Source organism: Chroococcus sp. FPU101 (genome assembly GCF_017312365.1).
Taxonomy (GTDB): Bacteria; Cyanobacteriota; Cyanobacteriia; order Cyanobacteriales; family Microcystaceae; genus Chroococcus.
On sequence record NZ_BLJI01000012.1, the window covers coordinates 1 to 21,677 of the forward strand.

25 protein-coding genes and 1 pseudogene are annotated in these 21,677 nt (G+C 39.8%); 8 read left to right on the forward strand and 18 right to left on the reverse strand.

All coding sequences use genetic code 11. The annotated features are described in order from the left end of the window. Window positions 1-24: 24 nt before the first annotated feature. The 9 genes from CFPU101_RS12390 to CFPU101_RS12430 form a co-directional block, all read right to left on the reverse strand. On the reverse strand, window positions 25-309 hold the full coding sequence (locus CFPU101_RS12390) for a hypothetical protein (RefSeq protein WP_206815654.1): 285 nt from the start codon (window positions 307-309) through the stop codon (window positions 25-27). A 378-nt stretch (window positions 310-687) separates the two neighbouring features. Continuing rightward, window positions 688-837 (reverse strand): hypothetical protein, encoded by a 150-nt coding sequence (locus tag CFPU101_RS12395; RefSeq protein ID WP_206815655.1) that lies wholly within the window; start codon window positions 835-837, stop codon window positions 688-690. A gap of 141 nt (window positions 838-978) precedes the next feature. Next, complete coding sequence (gene chlG / locus CFPU101_RS12400; RefSeq protein ID WP_206815656.1) at window positions 979-1,965, reverse strand: chlorophyll synthase ChlG; 987 nt, start codon at window positions 1,963-1,965, stop codon at window positions 979-981. Window positions 1,966-1,970: 5 nt separating this feature from the next. After that, on the reverse strand, window positions 1,971-3,068 hold the full coding sequence (locus tag CFPU101_RS12405) for an ArsA family ATPase (RefSeq protein ID WP_206815657.1): 1,098 nt from the start codon (window positions 3,066-3,068) through the stop codon (window positions 1,971-1,973). A 39-nt stretch (window positions 3,069-3,107) separates the two neighbouring features. Then, on the reverse strand, window positions 3,108-3,302 hold the full coding sequence (locus CFPU101_RS12410) for a DUF2862 domain-containing protein (RefSeq protein WP_206815658.1): 195 nt from the start codon (window positions 3,300-3,302) through the stop codon (window positions 3,108-3,110). Between the two features lie 204 nt (window positions 3,303-3,506). Continuing rightward, window positions 3,507-4,034 (reverse strand): NAD(P)H-quinone oxidoreductase subunit J, encoded by a 528-nt coding sequence (locus tag CFPU101_RS12415; RefSeq protein WP_206815659.1) that lies wholly within the window; start codon window positions 4,032-4,034, stop codon window positions 3,507-3,509. Then, entirely contained in the window at window positions 4,027-4,779 is a 753-nt protein-coding gene (gene ndhK / locus CFPU101_RS12420) for a photosynthetic/respiratory NAD(P)H-quinone oxidoreductase subunit K (RefSeq protein WP_206815660.1), read from the reverse strand. The genes CFPU101_RS12415 and ndhK overlap by 8 nt, the downstream gene beginning before the upstream one ends. 44 nt (window positions 4,780-4,823) lie before the next feature. Continuing rightward, on the reverse strand, window positions 4,824-5,186 hold the full coding sequence (gene ndhC / locus CFPU101_RS12425) for a photosynthetic/respiratory NAD(P)H-quinone oxidoreductase subunit C (protein WP_206815661.1): 363 nt from the start codon (window positions 5,184-5,186) through the stop codon (window positions 4,824-4,826). 139 nt (window positions 5,187-5,325) lie between these two features. After that, entirely contained in the window at window positions 5,326-5,895 is a 570-nt protein-coding gene (locus tag CFPU101_RS12430; RefSeq protein WP_206815662.1) for a Uma2 family endonuclease, read from the reverse strand. 184 nt (window positions 5,896-6,079) lie between these two features. Between CFPU101_RS12430 and dnaK the strand changes: the two genes are divergently transcribed. Next, a complete protein-coding gene (gene dnaK, locus CFPU101_RS12435; protein WP_206815663.1) occupies window positions 6,080-8,341 on the forward strand; it encodes a molecular chaperone DnaK in 2,262 nt (753 codons plus the stop codon). Between the two features lie 62 nt (window positions 8,342-8,403). After that, window positions 8,404-9,294 (forward strand): DnaJ C-terminal domain-containing protein, encoded by an 891-nt coding sequence (locus tag CFPU101_RS12440; RefSeq protein ID WP_206815664.1) that lies wholly within the window; start codon window positions 8,404-8,406, stop codon window positions 9,292-9,294. Here the strand turns inward: CFPU101_RS12440 and CFPU101_RS12445 are convergent. After that, window positions 9,291-10,220, reverse strand: a complete 930-nt coding sequence (locus tag CFPU101_RS12445) for an NAD(+) kinase (RefSeq protein ID WP_206815665.1) — start codon at window positions 10,218-10,220, stop codon at window positions 9,291-9,293. The genes CFPU101_RS12440 and CFPU101_RS12445 overlap by 4 nt on opposite strands. A gap of 208 nt (window positions 10,221-10,428) precedes the next feature. Between CFPU101_RS12445 and CFPU101_RS12450 the strand changes: the two genes are divergently transcribed. Next, window positions 10,429-11,640, forward strand: a complete 1,212-nt coding sequence (locus CFPU101_RS12450) for a lipid-A-disaccharide synthase-related protein (RefSeq protein ID WP_206815666.1) — start codon at window positions 10,429-10,431, stop codon at window positions 11,638-11,640. 193 nt (window positions 11,641-11,833) lie between these two features. Here the strand turns inward: CFPU101_RS12450 and CFPU101_RS12455 are convergent. Continuing rightward, window positions 11,834-12,067 (reverse strand): annotated as a pseudogene (locus CFPU101_RS12455) (nucleotidyltransferase family protein); the annotation flags it as partial. Window positions 12,068-12,281: 214 nt separating this feature from the next. Between CFPU101_RS12455 and rlmN the strand changes: the two are divergent. Continuing rightward, window positions 12,282-13,310 carry a 23S rRNA (adenine(2503)-C(2))-methyltransferase RlmN gene (rlmN, locus tag CFPU101_RS12460; protein WP_206815667.1) on the forward strand — a complete coding sequence of 343 codons (1,029 nt, stop codon included), beginning with the start codon at window positions 12,282-12,284 and terminating at the stop codon, window positions 13,308-13,310. On the opposite strand, the gene CFPU101_RS12465 is transcribed toward rlmN, so the two are convergent. Beyond that, on the reverse strand, window positions 13,307-13,492 hold the full coding sequence (locus tag CFPU101_RS12465; RefSeq protein ID WP_206815668.1) for a replication restart DNA helicase PriA: 186 nt from the start codon (window positions 13,490-13,492) through the stop codon (window positions 13,307-13,309). The genes rlmN and CFPU101_RS12465 overlap by 4 nt on opposite strands. Before the next feature lie 392 nt (window positions 13,493-13,884). Continuing rightward, window positions 13,885-14,382 (reverse strand): O-acetyl-ADP-ribose deacetylase, encoded by a 498-nt coding sequence (locus CFPU101_RS12470; RefSeq protein WP_206815669.1) that lies wholly within the window; start codon window positions 14,380-14,382, stop codon window positions 13,885-13,887. 564 nt (window positions 14,383-14,946) lie between these two features. Here CFPU101_RS12470 and CFPU101_RS25990 point away from each other — a divergent pair. Further along, window positions 14,947-15,075 carry a hypothetical protein gene (locus tag CFPU101_RS25990; protein WP_277988749.1) on the forward strand — a complete coding sequence of 43 codons (129 nt, stop codon included), beginning with the start codon at window positions 14,947-14,949 and terminating at the stop codon, window positions 15,073-15,075. 157 nt (window positions 15,076-15,232) lie between these two features. Next, window positions 15,233-16,954, forward strand: a complete 1,722-nt coding sequence (locus CFPU101_RS12475; RefSeq protein WP_206815670.1) for an ATP-binding protein — start codon at window positions 15,233-15,235, stop codon at window positions 16,952-16,954. Here the strand turns inward: CFPU101_RS12475 and thrC are convergent. The 4 genes from thrC to CFPU101_RS12495 form a co-directional block, all read right to left on the reverse strand. Continuing rightward, complete coding sequence (gene thrC / locus CFPU101_RS12480) at window positions 16,951-18,066, reverse strand: threonine synthase (RefSeq protein ID WP_374191951.1); 1,116 nt, start codon at window positions 18,064-18,066, stop codon at window positions 16,951-16,953. The genes CFPU101_RS12475 and thrC overlap by 4 nt on opposite strands. A gap of 101 nt (window positions 18,067-18,167) precedes the next feature. Continuing rightward, the gene (locus tag CFPU101_RS12485) at window positions 18,168-19,094 is read right to left on the reverse strand and encodes a lysylphosphatidylglycerol synthase domain-containing protein (protein ID WP_206815671.1); all 927 of its coding nucleotides are present in this window, start codon (window positions 19,092-19,094) and stop codon (window positions 18,168-18,170) included. Window positions 19,095-19,113: 19 nt separating this feature from the next. Further along, window positions 19,114-19,557, reverse strand: coding sequence for a VOC family protein (locus CFPU101_RS12490; protein WP_206815672.1), 444 nt, complete (start codon window positions 19,555-19,557; stop codon window positions 19,114-19,116). A 47-nt stretch (window positions 19,558-19,604) separates the two neighbouring features. Continuing rightward, window positions 19,605-20,114 carry a TIGR02652 family protein gene (locus tag CFPU101_RS12495; RefSeq protein WP_206815673.1) on the reverse strand — a complete coding sequence of 170 codons (510 nt, stop codon included), beginning with the start codon at window positions 20,112-20,114 and terminating at the stop codon, window positions 19,605-19,607. Between the two features lie 106 nt (window positions 20,115-20,220). Here CFPU101_RS12495 and CFPU101_RS12500 point away from each other — a divergent pair, with 106 nt between their 5' ends. Next, window positions 20,221-20,763 (forward strand): gamma carbonic anhydrase family protein, encoded by a 543-nt coding sequence (locus CFPU101_RS12500; protein ID WP_206815674.1) that lies wholly within the window; start codon window positions 20,221-20,223, stop codon window positions 20,761-20,763. Window positions 20,764-20,828: 65 nt separating this feature from the next. After that, entirely contained in the window at window positions 20,829-20,951 is a 123-nt protein-coding gene (locus CFPU101_RS12505) for a photosystem II protein Y (RefSeq protein ID WP_206815675.1), read from the forward strand. Window positions 20,952-20,997: 46 nt separating this feature from the next. Here CFPU101_RS12505 and CFPU101_RS12510 read toward each other — a convergent pair whose 3' ends face one another. Beyond that, complete coding sequence (locus tag CFPU101_RS12510) at window positions 20,998-21,513, reverse strand: ATP-binding protein (RefSeq protein ID WP_206815676.1); 516 nt, start codon at window positions 21,511-21,513, stop codon at window positions 20,998-21,000. Between the last annotated feature and the right edge of the window lie 164 nt (window positions 21,514-21,677).

Genomic DNA, 21,677 nt, shown 5'->3' on the forward strand with positions numbered 1-21,677 from the left:
ACAATTCGCAACTTGGTATCATTATTAAAACATTAAAGAACGTTGAGCTAAAGCATATAAAAACTCTAAAGAACAGTTTTGATTATCAAATAAAACAATTTTTCGCAATAGGGTTAAAAACTTTTCGAAAGAGCTATCATGAATCAAGGTTTTTTCTAGCAGATTTAGAAAAAGTGGATTTTCTAAAATAGTAGCGAGTTTCCCTTGCTCATAATCGTTTTGAATTTGTGCAGTTTGATTATTAATTGCCCAATTTAAAATCTTAAAATCCTCACTTGACTTTAAAATAGAAAGAGTTAGATTGAGCAAATTTTGTTTATATATTTCTGGTTCAGCGAAACATCGCAGAATTTCTTGAATAACTTGAGGAGATGAAGCATTAAAAGTGATGTAACTTAAAGAAATAGCAAACCATTTTCGATCTAAAAGATTTTCAGGATCTTGAGTCAGTGCGTGATTAATATAATGATAAGCCTTTAGATACTCTCCTTGATCGAGTAAACAACGCCATAAATCTAGATAATATTGAATACTATTGGTTAAGAGTGCGTACTCCAGCGCATTCTCATAAAGTTGTTGAGCAGTGCTAAATTCTCCACAATCTGCTATAACATCTACTAATTTAAAATAAACTTCTCCTAAATCTGGATTTTCTTGTAACAGATGTGAATAAATTTGTGCGGCAGCCTAGAGATAACTTACTTGATGATAGGTTTGAGCTTCTTGTATGAGCAGTTGCTTCAGTTCTTCTGAACGGGTTTCTAATTCTTCTGGTTCTAGTTGCAACAAGATCAAAAACCAATACCTCTTGTGCATCTCAACTTGACCCTGTAACAATAACGATAATCCCAAATACCAATAGTTTGTTAAATCATCTGAACTGATGTCAATACACTGCTCATACAGAGATTGTGATTCAGAGTATTGACATTGCCAGAAATTGATGTGCTTGCACTTGTATAGTCGTACAATCCATTCTTATATGCTGGCATGGCCGAGAGCTAGTCCTGTGACTAACATACCCAAAACTAAGAAAGGTTGTGCGCTTGCTTGGTATTTTACATCATTATTTAGCGGATCACGTAAAAAATACATATCCTGAAAGGTGATCTGAGGAATAATCAGTAATAAAAGTATCGTTGCATAGAGGTTTTGACCAATACTGATGAGATATCCTGCGATTCCCGCTTGAAACACATCAATCATAATGACACAAATCCAGGCGGCGGTTGTAATACCAAACATGACAGGTAAAGATTTTAACCCCAGTTGGCGATCGCCTTCCACACTTTTAAAATCATTGACGACGGCAATTCCTAAACCTGCCAAACTATAAAATAGAGTCAGAACAATAATTGTCGTATTCAATTGACCGAATAAGGCATGACCCGCCCACCAAGGTAAGGCGATATAACTAGAACCAAGGGCATAATTACCCAACCAGCCATTTTGTTTAAGTTTGAGTGGTGGTGCGGAATAAATATAGGCAATAAACGCACCAAATAAGGTTAAACAGGTCATAATCGGGAATTTATGTCCCGCCCATAGATCTAACAGATAAGAAATTCCAAGGCCACCCAAGAGTAAGACGATAATTTGTGTGGCGACTTGGGGAACGGAAATTGCACCAGATGGGATCGGGCGATAGGGTTCATTAATTGCGTCAATTTCGCGATCATAAAAATCATTAAGCGTTTGGGTATATCCTGCCATTAAAGGCCCCGACAGCAGCATACAGGTTAAAGCTTTTAGGAAATCTTCTAGACCCCAAACATAACCCCCCGAAGACGCAGCACCACAAACAACTCCCCAAATTAGAGGAATCCATGTAATCGGCTTCATTAATTGTAGGCGAATTTTCCAAATCGATGTTTCGCCTGGGGCAGCCCCTTTCATCCCTAAGAGTTGTCTGGTTTTAGCGTTACGAGTGCTTTCGGGTGTTGGATCAGAAGTAGCGTTAGACATAGGATTTAGAATGAAATAATTAAATAACCATCTTGAAATTTAGCCCCTTTCACGGGTTGACCACTCAAAGGCGCAGGTACATTTATATTGCGTCGTTGATTCCCTGCTTCTATGGTAATTTCTGGCCCTGATTGGGTTAGTTTGACTTGCTTTTTATCAAATCCGGGCAAAAATACTTTTACTTGGCGGTTTGTTGTATCAATGGTTAGCGGTTGAGGAATTGATATCGATTCTCTAAAGTTTGGCAGTGCATCAATCACAGCATTCCAGTCGGAACCCGTGCGAGAGGGGACTGCAATGACGGATAGAGGAGTAAATTGATTGGTAATGGTTTCAGAAGATGCCGCTTGATTGAGTAAGACTCCCTTGACGCTTAAACCGATTTGTTGTGCGCTTCCCCAAAGATACTTAGCAGTAGCGATAGCAATGGGATCATCGGTTGTGACTAAATAAGCGGCGACTCTTGAAGAATCGGCCATTGCAGCTTTTCCTTCTTCAAGGATATTATTAGCTGGATTGTTGGGATCTTTAATCCAATCTTCAGGGTTTAAAGAAACGTTTAAAATTGTACTGGCGATGGGTTGAATAAAAGGAGAAATAGCACGACCTAAATCTGAGTCGGCAAACACTTGACGGAAACGACGAACATACCAGCTTGTCACTTCTGGTATTCCTAGCATTCTCAACATATTGAGATCGCCAGTCCCATCATAGACAATTACATCATATTTTCCGCTTTTTTCGTATTCTCGCAGGGCGTTTAATGCTAAACCGTTATCCATCCCTGGTAAAATGCCTAACTCTTGCCCATAGACATTTTTTAGAATTGGGGAGCGTAAATATTTTTTTTCTAGTTCTTTAACTTCTTCCCAGTTTCGTTCTAATAAAACTGTTGTTACTAATTGAACGACTGCTAAATTAGGAGCGATCTCGGTGGGAGAGGTACTTGGAGGTACTTCGAGAAGCATTCCCCAAGCAGGACTAGGATCTTGTCCAACCAGCAGGACGCGAACACCTGTATTAGCGAGTTGTCTAGCAGCAGCGATCGCCATAGTACTGCGGCCACTGCCACCCTTACCCAAAAATGTCAAAATCAAGGCCATAGTCAAAAATTCCTCTTCCCGTTACCTCTCACCTTTTATCTAGTCTACTGGTTTTAATTCGTCTTCAAAGAACCAAGTAGAAGACTTGTCACTAAATTGGACAACAACACCTACTCCGCTTCCATCTGTCATTTTAAAGTCTGTGATCACGCCGACTTTACCTAGTGTGTTAACTATTTGACCAGATACCCGATCTCTTAGACGATAAACCTTAACTTTTTGTCCGATTTCCATTCCCAATTAATCTCAATTGTATAATTCTATAGATCATCACTCAGTTTAATATAAATTTGTAAAGCCTTTTCGTTTTTGTGTTTAGACACCGCTTACGCGGATCTCTTCAAGATCGCTCTTAAAGTTGAGGTTTGATTGATACGCATGCGTGAAAAGAGTAAACAATCAACAGCTTATTGACTGATGACTGTTTACTGATGAGTGTTAGTATGCGTCTTGCAACTCATAAAAGTCGGGTGATATATAATCTTTACGAAGTGGCCAACCTACCCAATCTTCAGGCATTAAAATCCGTTTCAGGTCGGGATGTCCTTCATAAACAATACCAAACATATCGTAACTTTCTCGTTCTTGCCAGTCAGCTGCTTTCCAGATCCAATAGACAGAAGGTATTCTGGGGTTTTCTCTGGGTAAGAAGACTTTTAACCTCACTTCTTCGGGTTGTACTACATCATCACCTAACTTTACTAGATGATAAAAGCTGACTAACTCTTTACCTGGGCCTAGATCATAGGCCCCCTGACATTGAAGATAATTGAAACCATTAGCATACAAAGCTGTCGCAATGGGGATTAAAAAATCTGGCTCGACTTTAATTAACTCGACTCCTAAATGATCTGGGGCTAATACTTCATGGTCAAAACCATTATCATTAAGCCAGATTGATGTAGGCCCTGCTTGAACAATACTTGAGGTTTCGGTTACTGCTTCAGGTGTATTATCTTCAGGCACGAGCGATTCCCTCCTTTTCAATTTGTACTTCACTGAGTGCAGAAGAAACAGGCATTTCGGTAGCTGCTTCTAATGATGGTGGTGCTTGACGAGTTGCTGTCTGGAGATATTTCCCTGTAAGAATCGGCGAAACTGCGTTCATCTCATGGGTCGTACTATAATAGCGGTGGGTTTGCTGCATGATCGTCGATCGTTCTTGAACCGACTCATTTGATACCTTTTTCCGTAGTTTAATAATGGCATCAAAAATTGCTTCAGGACGAGGGGGACAACCAGGAAGATAAACATCAACTGGAATTAGTTTATCAACTCCGCGTACTGCTGTTGTCGAGTCGCTACTAAACATACCCCCAGTAATGGTACAAGCACCCATCGCAATCACGTATTTGGGTTCGGGCATTTCTTCATAAAGACGAACTAATGCGGGAGCCATTTTCATCGTAACTGTTCCCGCAACAATGATTAAATCTGCTTGTCTGGGACTCGAACGAGGGACTAACCCATAGCGGTCAAAATCAAAGCGAGAACCAATTAACGCTGCAAATTCGATGAAACAGCAAGCCGTTCCATATAATAAGGGCCAAAGACTTGACAATCTTGCCCAGTTATGCAGGTCATCAACGGTGGTCAAGATCACGTTTTCTGAAAGATCTTGAGTAACTTGCGATCGACTAATCGGATTGAAAATTTTTTCGGTTTGCTCAAGAGCAAGACGATCTAGTTCACTGGTAGGATTGGGACTCATAATTTTAGTTTTCAAGGAACGAAATTATAAAATGAAAGAAGATATTAAGACCATTCCAGCGCACCCTTACGCCAGGCATAAACGAGGGCAACAACTAAAATAGAGATAAAGATCAAGGCTTCGATAAAAGCTAGTAAACCCAACTGACTGAAAGCAACTGCCCAAGGGTAAAGAAAAACCGTTTCTACGTCAAAAACAACAAAAACGAGGGCAAACATATAATAACGGATATTGAATTGTATCCAAGCTCCGCCAATAGGTTCCATTCCCGACTCATAGGTTGTTAAACGTTCAGGCCCACCACCACTCGGACGCAAGAGTTTTGAAGCTGTCAGAGCTAGAATGGGAACAAGACTACAAGCCAGCAGAAACCCTAATAAATATTCATAACCTTTAAGAACAAACACGGTTTTGCTATTACTCCTCTATAGATGAGTATCTCTCGTTACGATAAACGCGAGCCATACATTTCTTAACATTGCATAAGTCTTATTATATGAGGTCTGTCGATTTTTGCGATTGGTCTGAATTAGAACTTGAGATTGGCTAAAAACACGGTACAAACAATTGAAAACCCTGTAACACGTCTTCACCTTTTAGTGTCGCGGGAAGTTGTATCACTTCTGTGCTTGAGAAAGAGCGATAAATTTCAACTTGTTGATCTTGTGGATTAATTAGCCATCCTAGTCGTAAACCACTGTTGAGATATTCCTGCATTTTCTCGCGTAGAGGAGGTAGTTCATCAGTACGAGAACGCAATTCAATAACAAAATCGGGACAAATGGGGGGAAATTTTTCTTGTTGTTCGGTATTTAAAGATTGCCACCGTTCTAGACTCACCCATGCTGCATCGGGTGACCTATCTCCGCCATTGGGTAAACGAAAAATTGTCGAGGAACTAAATACAAACCCAAAACCTGTTTGACGATTCCAAATGACCAAATCTGCAATAAAATTAGCTTCACGATTACCACTAATTCCCCCGACAGGTGGCATAACGATTAATTCTCCTTTCGCGGTTCTTTCGAGTTGCCAATCATGATTAACTTGACAGAGGCGATAAAATTGCTCGTCAGTTAGTTCTACTGTGTCTAGATTTAAGATGACGGCTGGCATATCTTGTGAGAAGTCCTAAGATATTTGTATTGTAGCTTTTCTGTTAAACGAAGTTGTAAAAAGCGTTCTCGCAATAAGACTCAAAGGATTAGATACAATATTGTCAATGGTGCATGATCATTCTAAACTCTTGAAGGAAAAACGAGATGATCATGAACGGATGTAGCTGGAGCATAAAACAAGCATGGGTAGAGTAGTCGGCATCGATTTAGGGACAACAAACTCAGTAGTAGCCATTATGGATGGGGGAAAACCTCTTGTAATTGCTAACTCAGAAGGTATGCGGACAACTCCTTCTGTGGTAGGCTTTAATAAAGATGGAGAACTCGTCGTCGGACAAATGGCACGCCGACAAGCGGTATTAAATCCACAAAATACATTTTATGGGATCAAAAGATTTATGGGTCGTCGCTACGCCGAACTTAATCCCGAATCTAAACAAGTCCCCTACACCGTGCGGCGCGATGAAGAAGGTAATATTAAAATTAAATGTCCGAAACTGAAAAAAGAATTTTCCCCTGAAGAAGTTTCCGCGATGATTTTACGACGGTTAGCTGAAGAAGCCAGCCGTTATTTAGGGGAAGAAGTCACTGGCGCAGTGATTACCGTTCCAGCCTATTTTAACGATTCTCAACGACAAGCTACTCGTGACGCAGGACGAATTGCAGGGTTAGAAGTTCTTCGTATTATTAATGAACCAACAGCTGCCTCATTAGCCTATGGTTTAGATCAACGAGAAAGCCGTAAAATTATGGTTTTTGATTTAGGAGGTGGTACATTTGATGTATCGATCCTAGAAGTGGGTGATGGTGTTTTTGAAGTCAAGGCAACCAGTGGTGATACCCAGTTAGGGGGAAATGATTTTGATAAACGAATTGTAGACTGGTTAGCTAATCAATTTTTAGAACAAGAAAGCGTAGACCTCAGAAAAGACCGCCAAGCACTACAACGTCTTACGGAAGCAGCAGAAAAAGCCAAAATCGAGCTTTCTGGCGTAAGTGTCACTGATATCAATCTCCCGTTTATTATTGCGACCGATGACGGGCCAAAACACATTGAAACCCGCCTCACACGCACTGAATTTGAAACCCTGTGTGGTGATTTAATCACTCGCTTACGTCGTCCTTTAAAACGTGCTTTATCGGATGCAGGTTTGACCCCTGTACAAATTGACGAAGTTGTGCTAGTGGGCGGTGCGACTCGAATGCCGATGGTTCAGGGATTGGTTAGAAGTTTTATTGACAAGCTTCCTAACCAAAATGTTAACCCTGATGAAGTGGTAGCGGTTGGCGCAGCGATTCAAGCAGGAATTTTAGGCGGACAGGTCAAAGATGTCCTATTACTGGATGTTACGCCGCTTTCTCTGGGTTTAGAAACGATTGGCGGTGTGATGAAAAAACTAATTCCCAGAAATACAACGATACCCGTTCGTCGTTCGGATATTTTTTCGACTGGGGAAAATAATCAAACGTTGGTGGAAATTCACGTGATGCAGGGTGAGCGTGAAATGGCAACCGATAATAAATCTTTAGGACGGTTTAAGTTAACAGGAATTCCACCCGCCCCCAGAGGAATACCGCAAATTCAAGTGGCGTTTGATATTGATGCTAATGGGATTCTACAAGTAACTGCACGGGATAAAATGACAGGACGTGAACAAAGTGTTGTCATTCAAGGGGCTTCTACTCTAAGTGAAGCCGAAATTGGTCGCATGATTCGTGATGCCGAAGAATTTTCTCAACAGGACAGAGAACGCCGCGAAAGGGTCGAAAAACGCAACCGCGCTAAATCACTCACAGATCAAGCTCAACGCCGTTTAAAAGATATTACATTAGACTTTGGCAATGAATTTACTCGACCCTATCGTCGGCAAGTCGAAACCTTATGTGCTGAAATTCTTGATAGTCTTGACAAAAATGACGAAAGACGCTTAGATAGAGCGCAAGCTGATTTACAGGATGTCTTGTACGAAATTAATCGCGAAGTTCGTTTACAGTACGAAGAAGATAACGAGGGTTTCTTTAGTTCGATTCGTAAGACTTTGACTGGGGATGACAAGGATGATTACCTGTATCCTCCGCAACGCAATAATTATCGCGATGATTATCCGTCGCGTCCCAATTCAGGTTATTCTGATTATCCATCACGTCCGAATTCGGGTTACTCTGATTATCCGTCGCGTCCTAACCCCAGTTATCAAGATTCTCGTTCTAATTCGGGTTACTCTGACTCGCGTTCCCGTAATGACGACTACCGTAATAACTCCAATAATTCTGAGTCCTATCGTTCACCCAATCGAGATAATTATTCATCAGATAATCGAGATCAACGTTCTCTTTCTAACGACGATTATAATAATCAAGATCGCCGTTATCAAAGTAAGCGTCGTTCCCGTGATATTCCCGCTCAAAATAACTGGGATGAAAGTGATGATGATTGGTTCTAAGAAGGTCACAATTTTCTTGAATTCTATTTCGTTAGCGAATTAACAAACGTTATTACTGTTATATGCAGCAAGTTCGTAACTATTATGAAATTTTAGGGGTGCCTCGCAATGCGTCTAATGATGACATTAAAAAGGCCTTCCGCAGATTAGCGCGTCAATATCATCCTGATGTTAATCCAGGGGATAAAACCGCCGAGGAACAATTTAAAGATATTAACGAGGCTTATGATACACTCTCCGATGATCAGAAGCGATCGGAGTATAATCGATCGTTACTGGGTGGTAACCGACGCAGACCCCCTAAATCTAATTCAAGCAACGGAAACGGGACAGACGCACGTCAAGAATTCGATCTTTGGAAGTTTAAAGATTTTAACAATACCACTAGCAAACGTCCTAAAATGGCGGCAGCCTCACCGCAACCGCGTCTGACTCGTCGAGATGTTGAAGCAAGATTAACATTGCCCTTGGAAAGAGCCTATCAAGGGGGTAGACAGCGTATTCGTCTAGAGGATGGACGGTCTTTAGAGGTGGATATGCCCCCTGGGATGATTGATGGACAAAAAATTCGTCTCAAAGGTCAGGGAATTGATGGCGGAGATCTTTATCTAAAAATTACGGTTGCACTTCATCCTTTTTTTAAAATACAAGGTTCCGATATTTACTGTCAAATTCCAATTACACCCAGTGAAGCGACATTAGGCGGTTTAATCGAAATTCCGACCATTGATGGTTTAGTGAAGATGACCGTTCCTCGTGGTGTAAAATCAGGTCAAAGATTACGTCTAGCGAATAAAGGTTATCCAAGTACTGAAGGCAAACGCGGCGACCAATTGGTAGAAATTTCCATTGTTAGCCCCTCAGAACTGAGTGAAGAGGAACAAGCTTTGTATCAAAAAATACGGGAAATGGAAACATTTAACCCGCGTCAACAGTTACTCAGTTATTTCTAATTCTGTGAGTTGCGATGGTTATTGCTGTAATGAAATCTTGCACCAGCCCATTGTAATTTATCCCGCAGCGTTTCATAAAAAGAATAACTCTCTCGCAACAGGATAAATCGTGCTGGATTTTGGGCCATTGTAATACCCACCCATTGACCAGGCCAAATTGATGTACTTAAAGACCCATCAGCCCACAGCTTAGTATATAAATCTTTATCTTCTAGTGGCCAAACATTGACAGATGAACCGGGAGGAATCACAATAGGACGACTCGATAAACTCAAAGGACAAATCGGTGTAATTACGATCGCATTCATCCCAGGATGTACAATTGGCCCATTTGCTGAAGCCGTATAACAGGTTGAACCCGTTGGAGTCGCCACTAATAAACCATCCCCTTGATATTGATCCACCACCTCCCCATCTACTTCAAGCTCTAAAATAGAAGTGGGCATTCGATCAATACTCGCAGGCTTGACACACATCTCATTTAGTGCATAGAAACGATCGCTAACGGCTTCGGGGTTCATGCGATCGCCTTCATAAATTCTCGCTTCTAACATCATCCGTTCTTGAACCGCATAACGATCAGATTTAAGGCGTTCCCAAACTTTTTCGGTATCTTGAAACATCTCGAACGGTTCAGTTAAAAACCCTAAGTGTCCGCCAACATTCACGGCTAACATCGGAATTTTTTCGGCGGCTAGATAGCGAGAAGCCGCTAAAACCGTTCCATCGCCCCCTAAAACAACCGCTAAATCAATTTTTTCAGATGCCGAGGCTAAAAACACAGGATAGGGATTATCTTTAAAACCACTTGGCCCCATCAACACTTTACAGTTCATTGCTTCTAGTTGTTTAGCACATTTTTCAGCCCAAGATTTACTTAGCTGATGATTCGCTTTATGGGCAATAATTACCTGTTTTAATTCCACGTTATTGTTTTAAAGATATCAACATTCTAGCTTTTACAATAACTCAGTTCTGTTCCTAAGTCCTATGCGTTTTTTGATACGGAACGAATGCTACAGCCAACAAAGTCTCAAAAAATTGCACCAATCCAGTATTATATTAGGCTAGTGTTTTCAATTTAACATTAGATTCATTTTTTAAGTACACCAATACTATAAAAACAGGTTACAGATGCCCGCTTCCAAGCGAATTTTATTCATTAGCAACGGTCACGGAGAAGATAATCACTCCGCCCATGTTATTCAGACTTTACGAGAATTATCGCCCGATTTAGAAATCGCAGCGATGCCCATTGTTGGAGAAGGTAAAGCATATCGTTCTCTAGATATTCCCATTATCGGGCCGACACTAAATCTACCTTCTGGCGGTTTTACCTATATGAACCGTTTACGATTGATTAAAGATATTCAAGCGGGCATGATTAGTTTAACGTGGCATCAGTTACAAGCAGTACGGCGTTATGCTCCAAGTTGTGATTTAGTGATGGCAACGGGTGATACTGTAGGACAGTCTTTTGCTTATTTATCAGGTCGTCCTTATGTTTCTTTTATTTCTTGTTTATCGAGTCTCTATGAAGGACGTTTAAAACTGGAATTAATCTTATCCTATTGTTTGCGATCGCCTAAATGCTTGACAATTTTCACAAGAGATGCTTACACAGCCGAGGATTTACAAAAACAGGGATTCAAAAAAGCTAAATTTGGGGGAATTCCGTCACTAGATCGACTGGTTCCCAGTGGTAAAGATTTACAGTTAGCACCAAATACACCCATGATTGCACTGTTACCTGGGTCGCGTCTTCCCGAAGCAGAAAGAAACTTCGCTTTACAATTACAATTGGTTTTAGAAATAGCCCAAGTCATGGGACAACAACCCGTAGCATTTCGGGCGGCTTTAGTATCAAGTTTAATGTCACAATTGGGTGAAATTGCCTCACGTTTAGGATGGCAACACGACAACGGTAAACTAACTTATCTTGATCGAACAGGTTCAGTTGTCGCAGAAGTTTTATGTTATTCCGATGCGTTCAACGACATTATCAACTATTGTACTCTAGTAATCGGCATGGCAGGTTTAGCCGTCGATCAAGCGGTGGCTATTGGTAAACCCATTGTCCAAATTGCAGGAGAAGGGCCACAATTTACTTATGCGTTTGCCGAGGCACAAACCAGACTGTTAGGATGTTCTGTACAAACGGTAGGAACTAAGACCGCAGACGCAGAAATCTTGAAAAAAGCGGCGCAAGTTGTCAGCAAAACCCTATATGATGAAGACTATTTTGCAGCTTGTTTAGAAAATGGTCGCCGTCGTTTTGGCCCCTTGGGTGCATCGTATAGAATTGCTAATGAGTTGTTAATGTATTTGGGTGAAAGACCTAATTAGAGGATAAAACGAAAATTTAGATACTTAAACGGTTAAAACAATGGAAGATTTATTAAAACGTATTACTTTTAATCAAGATGTTCTTTGTGGTAAAGCAACCATTCGCAATTTACGAATTTAAACTATAGTAGTACAATTGTATTGTCTCTTGGCTGGTTTTTGGAGATTAGACAATAAAATCAGTTCAGCAAACCTAACCGAATCTTGCATAAATAATCTTTGCGCTACCTAATATATTACGACGGCGAATCCAGTTATGGCTATTTTCTATACTTTGTTTGGAAACGAGATCAATATCTCTACTGACTAATTTTTGAAGTTGGTCTTCCATTCTTAACCATTCTTTTAAGCCCCATTTAGCATCAGGAAAAAAGACGTACAAAAAATCGATGTCACTATCCTCGTTAAAATCATCTCTTAACACTGAACCAAATAATGCTCATTCTTGAATTTCCCATTGTTGGCAAAACTCGCTAATTTGTTCAGCAGTTATTCCCAGACGATCATAGATCTGTTTGGGATTACTTCAAGCGGGTAATTGAATAGAATCTGTTGTCATATTTTGAATACTGTTACATCGTTAATTAGCGTTAGGATAGGAAAGGCATCAAGAGATATATTGAAATTACGATCAATTTTAAATGACATCAACAGCATTATTAGGTAAATCTGTCAATGAATTAACCGCGTGGGTACAAGAACAAGGACAACCCGCATATCGAGGAAAACAATTACATCAATGGCTATATGAAAAAGGAGTCCGATCGCTGTCTGATATTTCCGTATTTCCCAAGTCGTGGCGTGAAATAGTTGCAGATTATCCCATTGGTCGATCAACTATTGCTCATCGTAGCATAGCACCCGATAAAACACGAAAATATCTCCTAAAATTAGCCGATGGAAAAGTGGTCGAAACAGTAGGTATCCCCAGTCATAAGCGTCTGACGGTTTGTGTCTCTTCTCAAGTGGGTTGCGCGATGGCGTGTGATTTTTGCGCGACGGGGAAAGATGGTTTTACTCGTAATCTTAAATCTTATGAAATTGTCGATCAAGTTCTCACCGTACAAGAAGACTTTCAACAACGAGTCAGTAATGTTGTGTATATGGGGATGGGGGAACCGTTGTTAAATATCCCTGATGTTGTTGCTTCGGTTAAGTCATTAAATCAGGATGTAGGGATCGGACAACGTAACTTAACAATTTCTACTGTAGGATTACCTGAGAAGATCTTACAACTTGCTTCTTATGAGTTACAGGTAACTTTTGCCGTTAGTTTACACGCATCTAATCAAAAATTACGCGAACAACTTATACCCAGTGCAAAACATTATCCTTTGGAAAAACTTTTAAATGACTGTCGAGAGTATGTCAAAATTACTGGCAGACGAGTAACATTTGAGTATGTTTTACTCGCACAGGTCAATGATTTACCTGAACACGCTTCAGAACTTGCCCAAAAAATTAGAGGATTTCAGTCCCATGTGAACTTAATCCCCTATAATCCCATTCAAGAAGCCGACTATCAAAGACCAAGTGAACAACGTATTCAAGCTTTTAAAAACGTTTTACAAAATCAAAATATTACCGTTAGTGTTCGTTATTCTCGCGGTTTAGAAGCCGATGCGGCCTGCGGACAATTGCGGGCCACAAAGTTAGAAACTTTGAGCTAACGGCAAGCTGCACTACGTCCTGCTGATGCGTAAAATTCGATGACACGTCCTGTTTTAGAACAATTGGTCATGAAATAATCACATACTGGGCAAGCAGTCTGAGTAATTTCGTGATGGGGGAAATGCTCTCTTTCGGCAAAACTTCCACAGTTAGGGCAGCGTATTTTTTGTATCTTAGTCATTTGTAATCCTCTGTATTTAATTTATATTTTTTGAGTTAGGTACTAAATTTTAGTAATGAATTTAATCTATTTTTCCTTTGATCCCCATTATGAATCAATCAATAGGAGACAAACATTAATTTTTGCTTAAATTATTTTTAGGAGTCTTAGCATTTTGAAATACAATCCAAAGTTTTTAAGCACTAATTAAGATTTGATGATTTGTATCTTAACAAACATCACTTTAAACTTCCCTCATCCTTTAGAATTATTGATCCCCGTGGTGATCCCGTACAAAAGACGAGTTAACGAATCGAGAAAAAATTCAATTTCTGCAAAATAAAAATGCAAGAAGTCGATAGGGATAAATACTTATTCAATTATAGCTTAGCCGATTAAATTTCTGCTATGGCTTATTGATATGCGTCATAGGTTATTTGATTAAAACAGACAAAAATAATTTTTTTGATCGAATTAGGTTGCTCTAAAAATTTTGTCACTTCTTTGAGGGCAATTTTAGCCGCGTCAAGGATAGGGTAGCCATACACCCCTGTACTAATAGCAGGAAAAGCGATCAACTCTAATTCTTTTTCAGTAGCAAAGAATAAAGAATTTTGATAACAACTTGCTAATAAATCAGACTCACCATTATTTCCCCCATGCCAAACAGGGCCTACCGTATGAATCACCCATTTTGCAGGTAATTTATATCCCTTAGTAATTTTCGCCTCACCCGTTTTACAACCCCCTAAACGGCGACATTCTGCTAATAATTCTGGCCCTGCTGCACGATGAATTGCACCATCAACACCGCCACCGCCTAGTAAACTCGAATTAGCCGCATTGACAATCGCATCGACCATTTGTTTAGTAATATCTCCGAGTACAATTGAAATTTTATTTTTATCCATTGTGTTTTTTATTTGAAAAATCTGTATCAAAAATTACTTTTCAGTGTAAGATTGTGTAAAGAATAACTAAGTTTGAGCCGATAAAAAGTAGCTCACGATGCGTTTAAGATATATAAATAGACTTAGCAAAAAATCCTCCCTAAGAATGATCGCAAAGTCACGAGAATTTGATAGTAAGAAGACATAACTAAAAAATGATTTAAGAAAACAATGGCTAATCAGATTGCGATCGCTCTAGCAAATTGTCTGATCGGAACATCTTTGCTGAGTCTGTCTTATCCTGTTTAGGCTGAATTGGCACAAAACGTTCCTCAAAATTGTCAATTACTCAAAGAAATTCAAAGTGGTCAAACGTCCATTAGAAAAGAAATACAAAATCCTGCCAACTTAGACTTTAAAGTCTTTGAAAATAATTGAAATACCGATTTTGCCGTACCAACAGCTACTAAATTTAGTTCATTTACCGCAACCCTGATCCCAGAAAATGAAACGGTTTACGATGTTGCTATTAACCTGAAATACAATGACGACACAACGATCACCGTTCACGATAAAAAAACGGCTATGAACCGACGAGGGAAAACTTATACCTTTCCCTTTGATCCCAATAATCGTCAACCCTATCAAGTCAATTTGAAAGTTAAAGGAGATAATAACAACGCTTATCGCATTTCTGTGATGGCGTGTCGTTAAAGAAAATTTTTGCTCATGAAAGATAGATTTAGGGGTTAAGTTGCTTGACCCTTTTTTTAAATATCTAAAAATTCAAAGAAAAATCAGAAAAATATTGCAACAATCGTGCTTTGGGTGACAGAATAAGGGATAACCCGATACATCATAGTAGTCAAGAATGAGCGAACAACCGTTAGGATCAGTTACGCAAGGCTCTTTAAGTGAAGGTTTAGAAGTCCGTTTACATCCCGATGTTTCTGTAGAAGAAATGCGAGTCGGTAAATTTTTGGTCGTACAAGGTATGCGATCGCGTTTCTTTTGTCTCCTCACCGATGTTTCTTTAGGCACTTCTAGCCCCCGTATACTAGCAAATCCGCCCAGTTTTGAAGATAATTTCATGCGAGATGTCTTAGCAGGTAGTGGAACCTTTGGCACAGTCGAACTCTCGCCGATGCTCATGTTTACGCCAACATCAGATAATCCTTTTAACGGTAATGGAAACGGTGAAAAAAATGGCAACGGAAAGAGTAATTTAGCTTCATTTGAAGCCCAAAGTAGTGAAGAAGTCGAATTACTCCCAGTTAAAACCATACCCGCTCATTTTAGCCAAGTTTTTGAAGCCAGCGAACGAGATTTTCGCATGGTTTTCGGATGGGAAGATGATCCAACTCGCAAGAATTTCGCCATCGGACAACCCTTAGATATGGATGTTCCCATCTGTATCAATTTAGATCGATTTGTCGAACGGAGTAACGGAGTTTTTGGAAAATCAGGTACAGGAAAATCGTTTCTAACTCGTTTGCTGATTTCTGGTATAATCCGTAAGCAAGCCGCCGTTAATCTGATGTTTGATATGCACTCGGAATATGGCTGGGAAGCGATGCAAGAAGGAAAACAAGTATCAACCGTCAAAGGTTTAAGACAACTGTTTCCAGGACAAGTCGAAATCTATACCCTCGATCCTGAATCGACCAAACGGCGAGGTGTCAGAGATGCCCAAGAACTTTATCTGAGTTATGATCAGATCGAAATCGAAGATATTCGCTTAATTGGACATGAATTAGGAATCTCTGAAGCGAGTTTAGATAATGCCAATATTTTATATGCAGAATTTGGGAAAGCTTGGATTACTCGACTTCTGACAATGAATAATGAAGACATTAAAGAATTCTGTCTAGAAAAACAAGGTCATGCAGGTTCGATTATGTCTTTGCAGCGTAAACTAATGCGTTTGGAAAGTATGAAGTATCTAAAATCTGCTTGTCCTCATGATTATATCGATCAACTGCTAAAATCACTTGATGCAGGTCTGCACGTTGTCGTCGAGTTTGGCTCACAAAGTAATATGCTGTCTTATATGCTGGCGACAAACATGATTACTCGTCGGATTCACGGGAATTATGTCAAAAAAGCCGAATATTTCCTGCAAAGTAAAAAAGTAGAAGATCGGCCGCGTCAGTTAGTAATTACGATTGAAGAAGCACATCGCTTTTTAGATTCTAAGATTGTTCATCAAACCATTTTTGGCACGATCGCCAGAGAAATGAGGAAATATTTTGTTACTCTGTTAATTGTCGATCAACGTCCCTCTGGTATTGATAATGAAGTGATGTCCCAAGTGGGAACTCGTATCACCTGTTTACTCAACGATGAAAAAGATATCGATGCTATTTTCACTGGTGTATCGGGTGCGGGGAGTTTAAGATCAGTTTTAGCAAAACTCGATTCTAAACAACAAGCTTTAGTTTTAGGTCATGCGGTACCGATGCCTGTTGTGATTCGGACACGGGCTTATGATCAAAAATTCTATGCTGAAATTGGGGCGACAGATTGGACAGAATTATCGGATGAAGAAGTTTTCGCCGCCGCCGCCACCGCCAAAGCTGATTTAGGGTTTTAAAATCCCATTAGTTCCGCTACAGTTGCTAAATCAGGTATAACCGATTTAACTGCATTATCTGAAACTTTAATCGCACTGTCTGGATCTTTTAAGCCATTTCCTGTCAATACACAGACCACTGTCGCGCCACTGGAAACACGATCTTTTAATTTTAAAAGTCCCGCTACTGATGCTGCACTCGCTGGCTCACAAAATATTCCCTCTTCGGCTGCTAAAATTCGATAAGCCTCTAAAATTTCTTCGTCTGTCACGGCATTGAATTCACCTTGACTTGCATCTTTTACGGCTAACGCTTTTTCCCAGTTGGCAGGATTTCCGATGCGGATGGCTGTAGCTACGGTTTCGGGATGGTGTATCTGTTTTCCCATGACTAAAGGCGCACTCCCTGCGGCTTGAAAACCCATCATTTTCGGTAAGCGATCGCAATAACCCTGTTGATGGTACTCACAAAAACCCATCCAGTACGCGGTAATATTGCCTGCATTGCCTACTGGAATACATAACCAATCGGGGGCCTTATTTAATGCGTCTACCACTTCAAAAGCGGCTGTTTTTTGACCTTCGAGGCGATAAGGATTAACGGAATTCACTAAAGTTACGGGATAGTTTTCGGATAATTGACGGACAATTCTTAAGGCTTCGTCAAAATTGCCATCAATGGCGATGATTTCGGCACCATACAATAAAGCTTGTGCTAACTTTCCTAAAGCCACATAACCATCAGGAATCATCACAAAAGCCCGCATTCCAGCGCGTCTAGCATAGGCGGCGGCTGAGGCTGAGGTATTTCCCGTACTGGCACAAATCACCGCTTTAGCCCCTGCTTCAGCAGCTTTAGAAATCGCCATCGTCATCCCACGATCTTTAAAGCTACCTGTCGGGTTTAAACCATCGTATTTTACAAAAACCTGAACCCCTTTCCCCACTAGCTTAGAAATATATGGAACCTGAATCAGAGGCGTATTTCCTTCTAAAAGTGTGACAACGGGTGTAGCATTACTGACAGGTAAATAAGAGCGATAGGTTTCAATCAACCCTTTCCACTGTGCGGCTGATTTTTGGATCATTAATTCTGGATGAGTTGATTGAGAGATGAATGGCTGGGTTCTCATAAACAGGTTTTATAAATGTTTATCTCTTATCTAAGAGAGTCCAATAAAGGCTAGTTTTCTATTGTATTAAATTAAGGACTGTTAAAGGTCGTTTTGATCAATTACTTCATCTGATGATGTCGCCATTCACGCCCTAAGATAAGAACAACTGCCACAATGAGGGGTAAAAAATAATAAATTCCTCGATAGGCAATCAAGGCAGCACCAATTTCAGGTTTAGGGATAAATGGTGTGAGTAACTGAATGATCGCATAATCAAAAACCCCTAAGCCACCTGGTACGGTACTAACCACCCCCGCCGTTAGGGCAAAAACATAAATCCCAAAAAAGCCTAAGAAAGATAGCTTCATTTTGGGTAAGAGCAGGTACAGCACCATCGAGGCTAAAAACCAATCAACAAAAGAGGTTACAATTAAACCGAGCGATAAACCAAAAGAAGGAAGTTTGATTTCTTCTCCTTTGATGTTCAAAGTCTTTTTCCAAAAAATACTGAATATAAAGTAGATAGCAACAATTATTAAAAATAAAACACCAATGGTTTTGGCTGAACCCAGGGGAAATTTCAAAAAATCAGCTAAATTTAATGGATCGACCAAAAAAATAATTCCGCCAATGGTGAGCATTCCTAACCAGAATTCTAGATGAGTAAAAGCGATAACTTTAGCAATATCAAAGGCAGAAACACCCAGAGCCGAATAAAATCGATAGCGAATAGCTGTACCTGAAAGCAGCGTAAATCCGACCGTATTACCAACTGCATAACTGATAAAAGAGGTTTCAACAATATGCCTTAGTTTAATCATTCGACCGACATAGAGAAAACCGAGCCAGTCATAAGCAGTCATCGAAAGATAACCTAGAAACGTGAAGGCGATCGCACCTAATTTTCGCTCTTTTGGAATTTGTGCAAAACTATTCAGTAAATCTTGAATACTATAGTTTCGGAACTCATGAGCAACTGCCCAAATAGCTAACCCCAATATAAAAAGAGAAAACAAAATCGGGAGGAGTTGACGTAGACGGTTCATAACTTATCTAGAGTTTTTCTTACGATAATTTTCCACAAACTCTAATAAATTCTAAGGGTAAACCGTCTGTATCAGCAATAAAAGCTACTTCATAAACCCGATCACCAATCATTTGTTGTCTCGGTTCTAATAAAACTTTAAGAGGGCTAAACTGATGACTATTTTGTTGAGCCGCTTCAGTAAAGGTTTTTTGTAGATCATTTAACCATGTTGGTAAATCGGTTACTGTATCGCTTAAATCAAAAGATAAATGATAGTAACCGACATAATGTTCGTCATCAAAAGCATCGGGGGCAGGTTTGGGTTCAGGAATTTGCATCAATTCAATTCTTCCCCCTAAACCTTCCATCCAACAGGCTAGAGTATAACCTGTAGTAAAACGTTCTGTAACGATAAATCCTAACGTTTCATAAAAAGCGATCGCACGATGAATATTAGCGGTTCGGATCGAGGCATGGTGCATGAACTTAAGTGAGAATTAAAATAAGTTTTTGATGCTTGTCAAAACTATTATTCAAAAAAACGAAAATAAGGATATCGTTTTGGGACACCTGGTTCTTTTTCTAAATCAAAATTAATCACATCCCAGCACGGTTCTTCAACTGAGTCTGAGCTAAATTCAACTGGAAGACCATACAACCTTGGCATTTGCGATTCATTATTATTATTTCGCCAAGGGGTATTTCTCTCTAGATAAGCACTTACTAAATCTTTATAGCGACTAGCAATAATTACCTTAGTCGCTCTAAAACCTTGAGTATAGAGCCTATCAAGTGCCTCATGAATTTCAAACCGAATGCCATCAGGGTGAGTATGTTGTCGATACCACTCACCATTCCAATATCGCCAATGTCGCCCCGACTGAAGATGTACTAATTCTTCTGTCTTAGGATCTGCTTCAAACGCACCATGACGAGGACATAAATAGGTATCAGTCAACGTCAAGGCGGGAATCATTTGACGACAGTGAGGACAATAGATTTCAGGCCCAAAAATAGGATATTGTAAACCTGGATTCATTATTACTAACCTTACTAAAGAAAATTCACGCTCTTATCTGCCCTTGATCTATTATATCGACTCTCCTTAAGCGACTCTGAATCTTAGACTTTAGTTTAAACTAACTATGCAAGATTATTCCTTCCCTACTTTTTGGCCACCTCCAGATTTATCACAAACCGCTTTTGTCGCCCCGACAGCAGTCATTATCGGTGATGTTTTGCTTTCCACAGGTTCTAGTGTTTGGTATGGTGCAATTCTGCGCGGTGATGTCGAAAAAATTATCATCGGAGCTTATACAAATATTCAAGATGGAGCAATTTTACACGGCGACCCTGGACTTGTCACCCAATTAGAAGATTATGTGACTGTTGGACATCGGGCGGTGATTCATTCAGCATATGTTGAACAAGGCTCACTCATTGGCATTGGTGCAGTAATTTTAGATGGGGTTCGTGTCGGTGCAGGAAGTATCATCGGGGCAGGTTCGATTGTAACGAAAGATATACCAATGCGATCGCTTGTTGTTGGGATTCCAGCCAAAAAAGCGCGGGATGTTTCTGAGTCTGAAGCCCTTGGATTAATCGAACACGCTAAAAAATACACTCAACTGGCTCTAGTTCATGCAGGAAAAGGAACCGATTTGGGATTCACAAGGCCTACAAATTAAGATATATATATATTAAATGAGAACCTTTAAATTTTCTTAATTGTTTAACAAGGAATGGACGACCTATGGACTGGCGCATTTTAATCGTATTGACTCCTCTGCTCATTGCTGCTGGTTGGGCTGTTTTCAATATTGGTGCTGCTGCTCTCAGACAGTTCCAAAATTTTCTAGACACCCGCGAAAGCTAAAAAACTGCTTTACATTTCTTTACAGAATCAAGGCATAGTGAAAGATCTATGCCTTTATTGTTTTAAGGGAAATTTTAGTGATATCTAATTTTCCTTGTCTGTAGGGAATTTCATAAACTGCGGCAAACCCTTCTGCTGCTATGGGGGGAAATTCTGCTAGAGAGTTATACAATTCTTCAATAACTGTATCTGGTACTTGTCGTTTTCTGTTTTTGTTCCATTGTTGACAAATCTCTAAAGGTGTTTTTAAATACCACCCAATCCATTGAACATTTTTATATTGTTGTAATTCCTGTAAAAAATCCATTCGCCAATGACGTTTAGCATTCGTCGCATCATAGATAATCGATTTTCCTGCTTCTAGATGATTTTGTATTTGAGATAATACCTCAGCTTCAATCAGTTCCCAGTCTTCTTGTATGTCTTCGTCACCAAAGAGTTTTTCTCGGATTTTATCAGTAGAGACAATGCGACAATTAGGATATAACTTTGTAATTTCCTCAGCAACCGTAGATTTACCACTACTTGGACAACCGATTAAAATATGGCAGATTAAAGACATTACTAATTAATGTTAATGCTAATGAATATTTGCGCTCATAAAATGCTTGTTTTATTGTTTAGCAATTGCCAATAACTGCATCCGAATTTCTTCTGGTAATTCTACCATAACAAACTGATTAGCTGGATAAAGGTAATCTTCGCTTCTATTCATCAATCACTCTT

Coding starts and splice junctions, on each gene's coding strand:
- CFPU101_RS12410 (WP_206815658.1), bottom strand. CDS start 3,302: ATGGAAATCGGACAAAAAGTTAAGGTTTATCGTCTAAGAGATCGGGTA.
- CFPU101_RS12470 (WP_206815669.1), bottom strand. CDS start 14,382: ATGGATAAAAATAAAATTTCAATTGTACTCGGAGATATTACTAAACAA.
- CFPU101_RS12465 (WP_206815668.1), bottom strand. CDS start 13,492: ATGACTAAGATACAAAAAATACGCTGCCCTAACTGTGGAAGTTTTGCC.
- thrC (WP_374191951.1), bottom strand. CDS start 18,066: ATGAGAACCCAGCCATTCATCTCTCAATCAACTCATCCAGAATTAATG.
- CFPU101_RS12405 (WP_206815657.1), bottom strand. CDS start 3,068: ATGGCCTTGATTTTGACATTTTTGGGTAAGGGTGGCAGTGGCCGCAGT.
- CFPU101_RS12440 (WP_206815664.1), top strand. CDS start 8,404: ATGCAGCAAGTTCGTAACTATTATGAAATTTTAGGGGTGCCTCGCAAT.
- CFPU101_RS12430 (WP_206815662.1), bottom strand. CDS start 5,895: ATGCCAGCCGTCATCTTAAATCTAGACACAGTAGAACTAACTGACGAG.
- CFPU101_RS12505 (WP_206815675.1), top strand. CDS start 20,829: ATGGACTGGCGCATTTTAATCGTATTGACTCCTCTGCTCATTGCTGCT.
- CFPU101_RS12510 (WP_206815676.1), bottom strand. CDS start 21,513: ATGTCTTTAATCTGCCATATTTTAATCGGTTGTCCAAGTAGTGGTAAA.
- CFPU101_RS12450 (WP_206815666.1), top strand. CDS start 10,429: ATGCCCGCTTCCAAGCGAATTTTATTCATTAGCAACGGTCACGGAGAA.
- CFPU101_RS12475 (WP_206815670.1), top strand. CDS start 15,233: ATGAGCGAACAACCGTTAGGATCAGTTACGCAAGGCTCTTTAAGTGAA.
- CFPU101_RS12495 (WP_206815673.1), bottom strand. CDS start 20,114: ATGAATCCAGGTTTACAATATCCTATTTTTGGGCCTGAAATCTATTGT.
- rlmN (WP_206815667.1), top strand. CDS start 12,282: ATGACATCAACAGCATTATTAGGTAAATCTGTCAATGAATTAACCGCG.
- dnaK (WP_206815663.1), top strand. CDS start 6,080: ATGGGTAGAGTAGTCGGCATCGATTTAGGGACAACAAACTCAGTAGTA.
- CFPU101_RS12490 (WP_206815672.1), bottom strand. CDS start 19,557: ATGCACCATGCCTCGATCCGAACCGCTAATATTCATCGTGCGATCGCT.
- CFPU101_RS12485 (WP_206815671.1), bottom strand. CDS start 19,094: ATGAACCGTCTACGTCAACTCCTCCCGATTTTGTTTTCTCTTTTTATA.
- CFPU101_RS12500 (WP_206815674.1), top strand. CDS start 20,221: ATGCAAGATTATTCCTTCCCTACTTTTTGGCCACCTCCAGATTTATCA.
- chlG (WP_206815656.1), bottom strand. CDS start 1,965: ATGTCTAACGCTACTTCTGATCCAACACCCGAAAGCACTCGTAACGCT.
- ndhK (WP_206815660.1), bottom strand. CDS start 4,779: ATGAGTCCCAATCCTACCAGTGAACTAGATCGTCTTGCTCTTGAGCAA.
- CFPU101_RS25990 (WP_277988749.1), top strand. CDS start 14,947: ATGAACCGACGAGGGAAAACTTATACCTTTCCCTTTGATCCCAATAAT.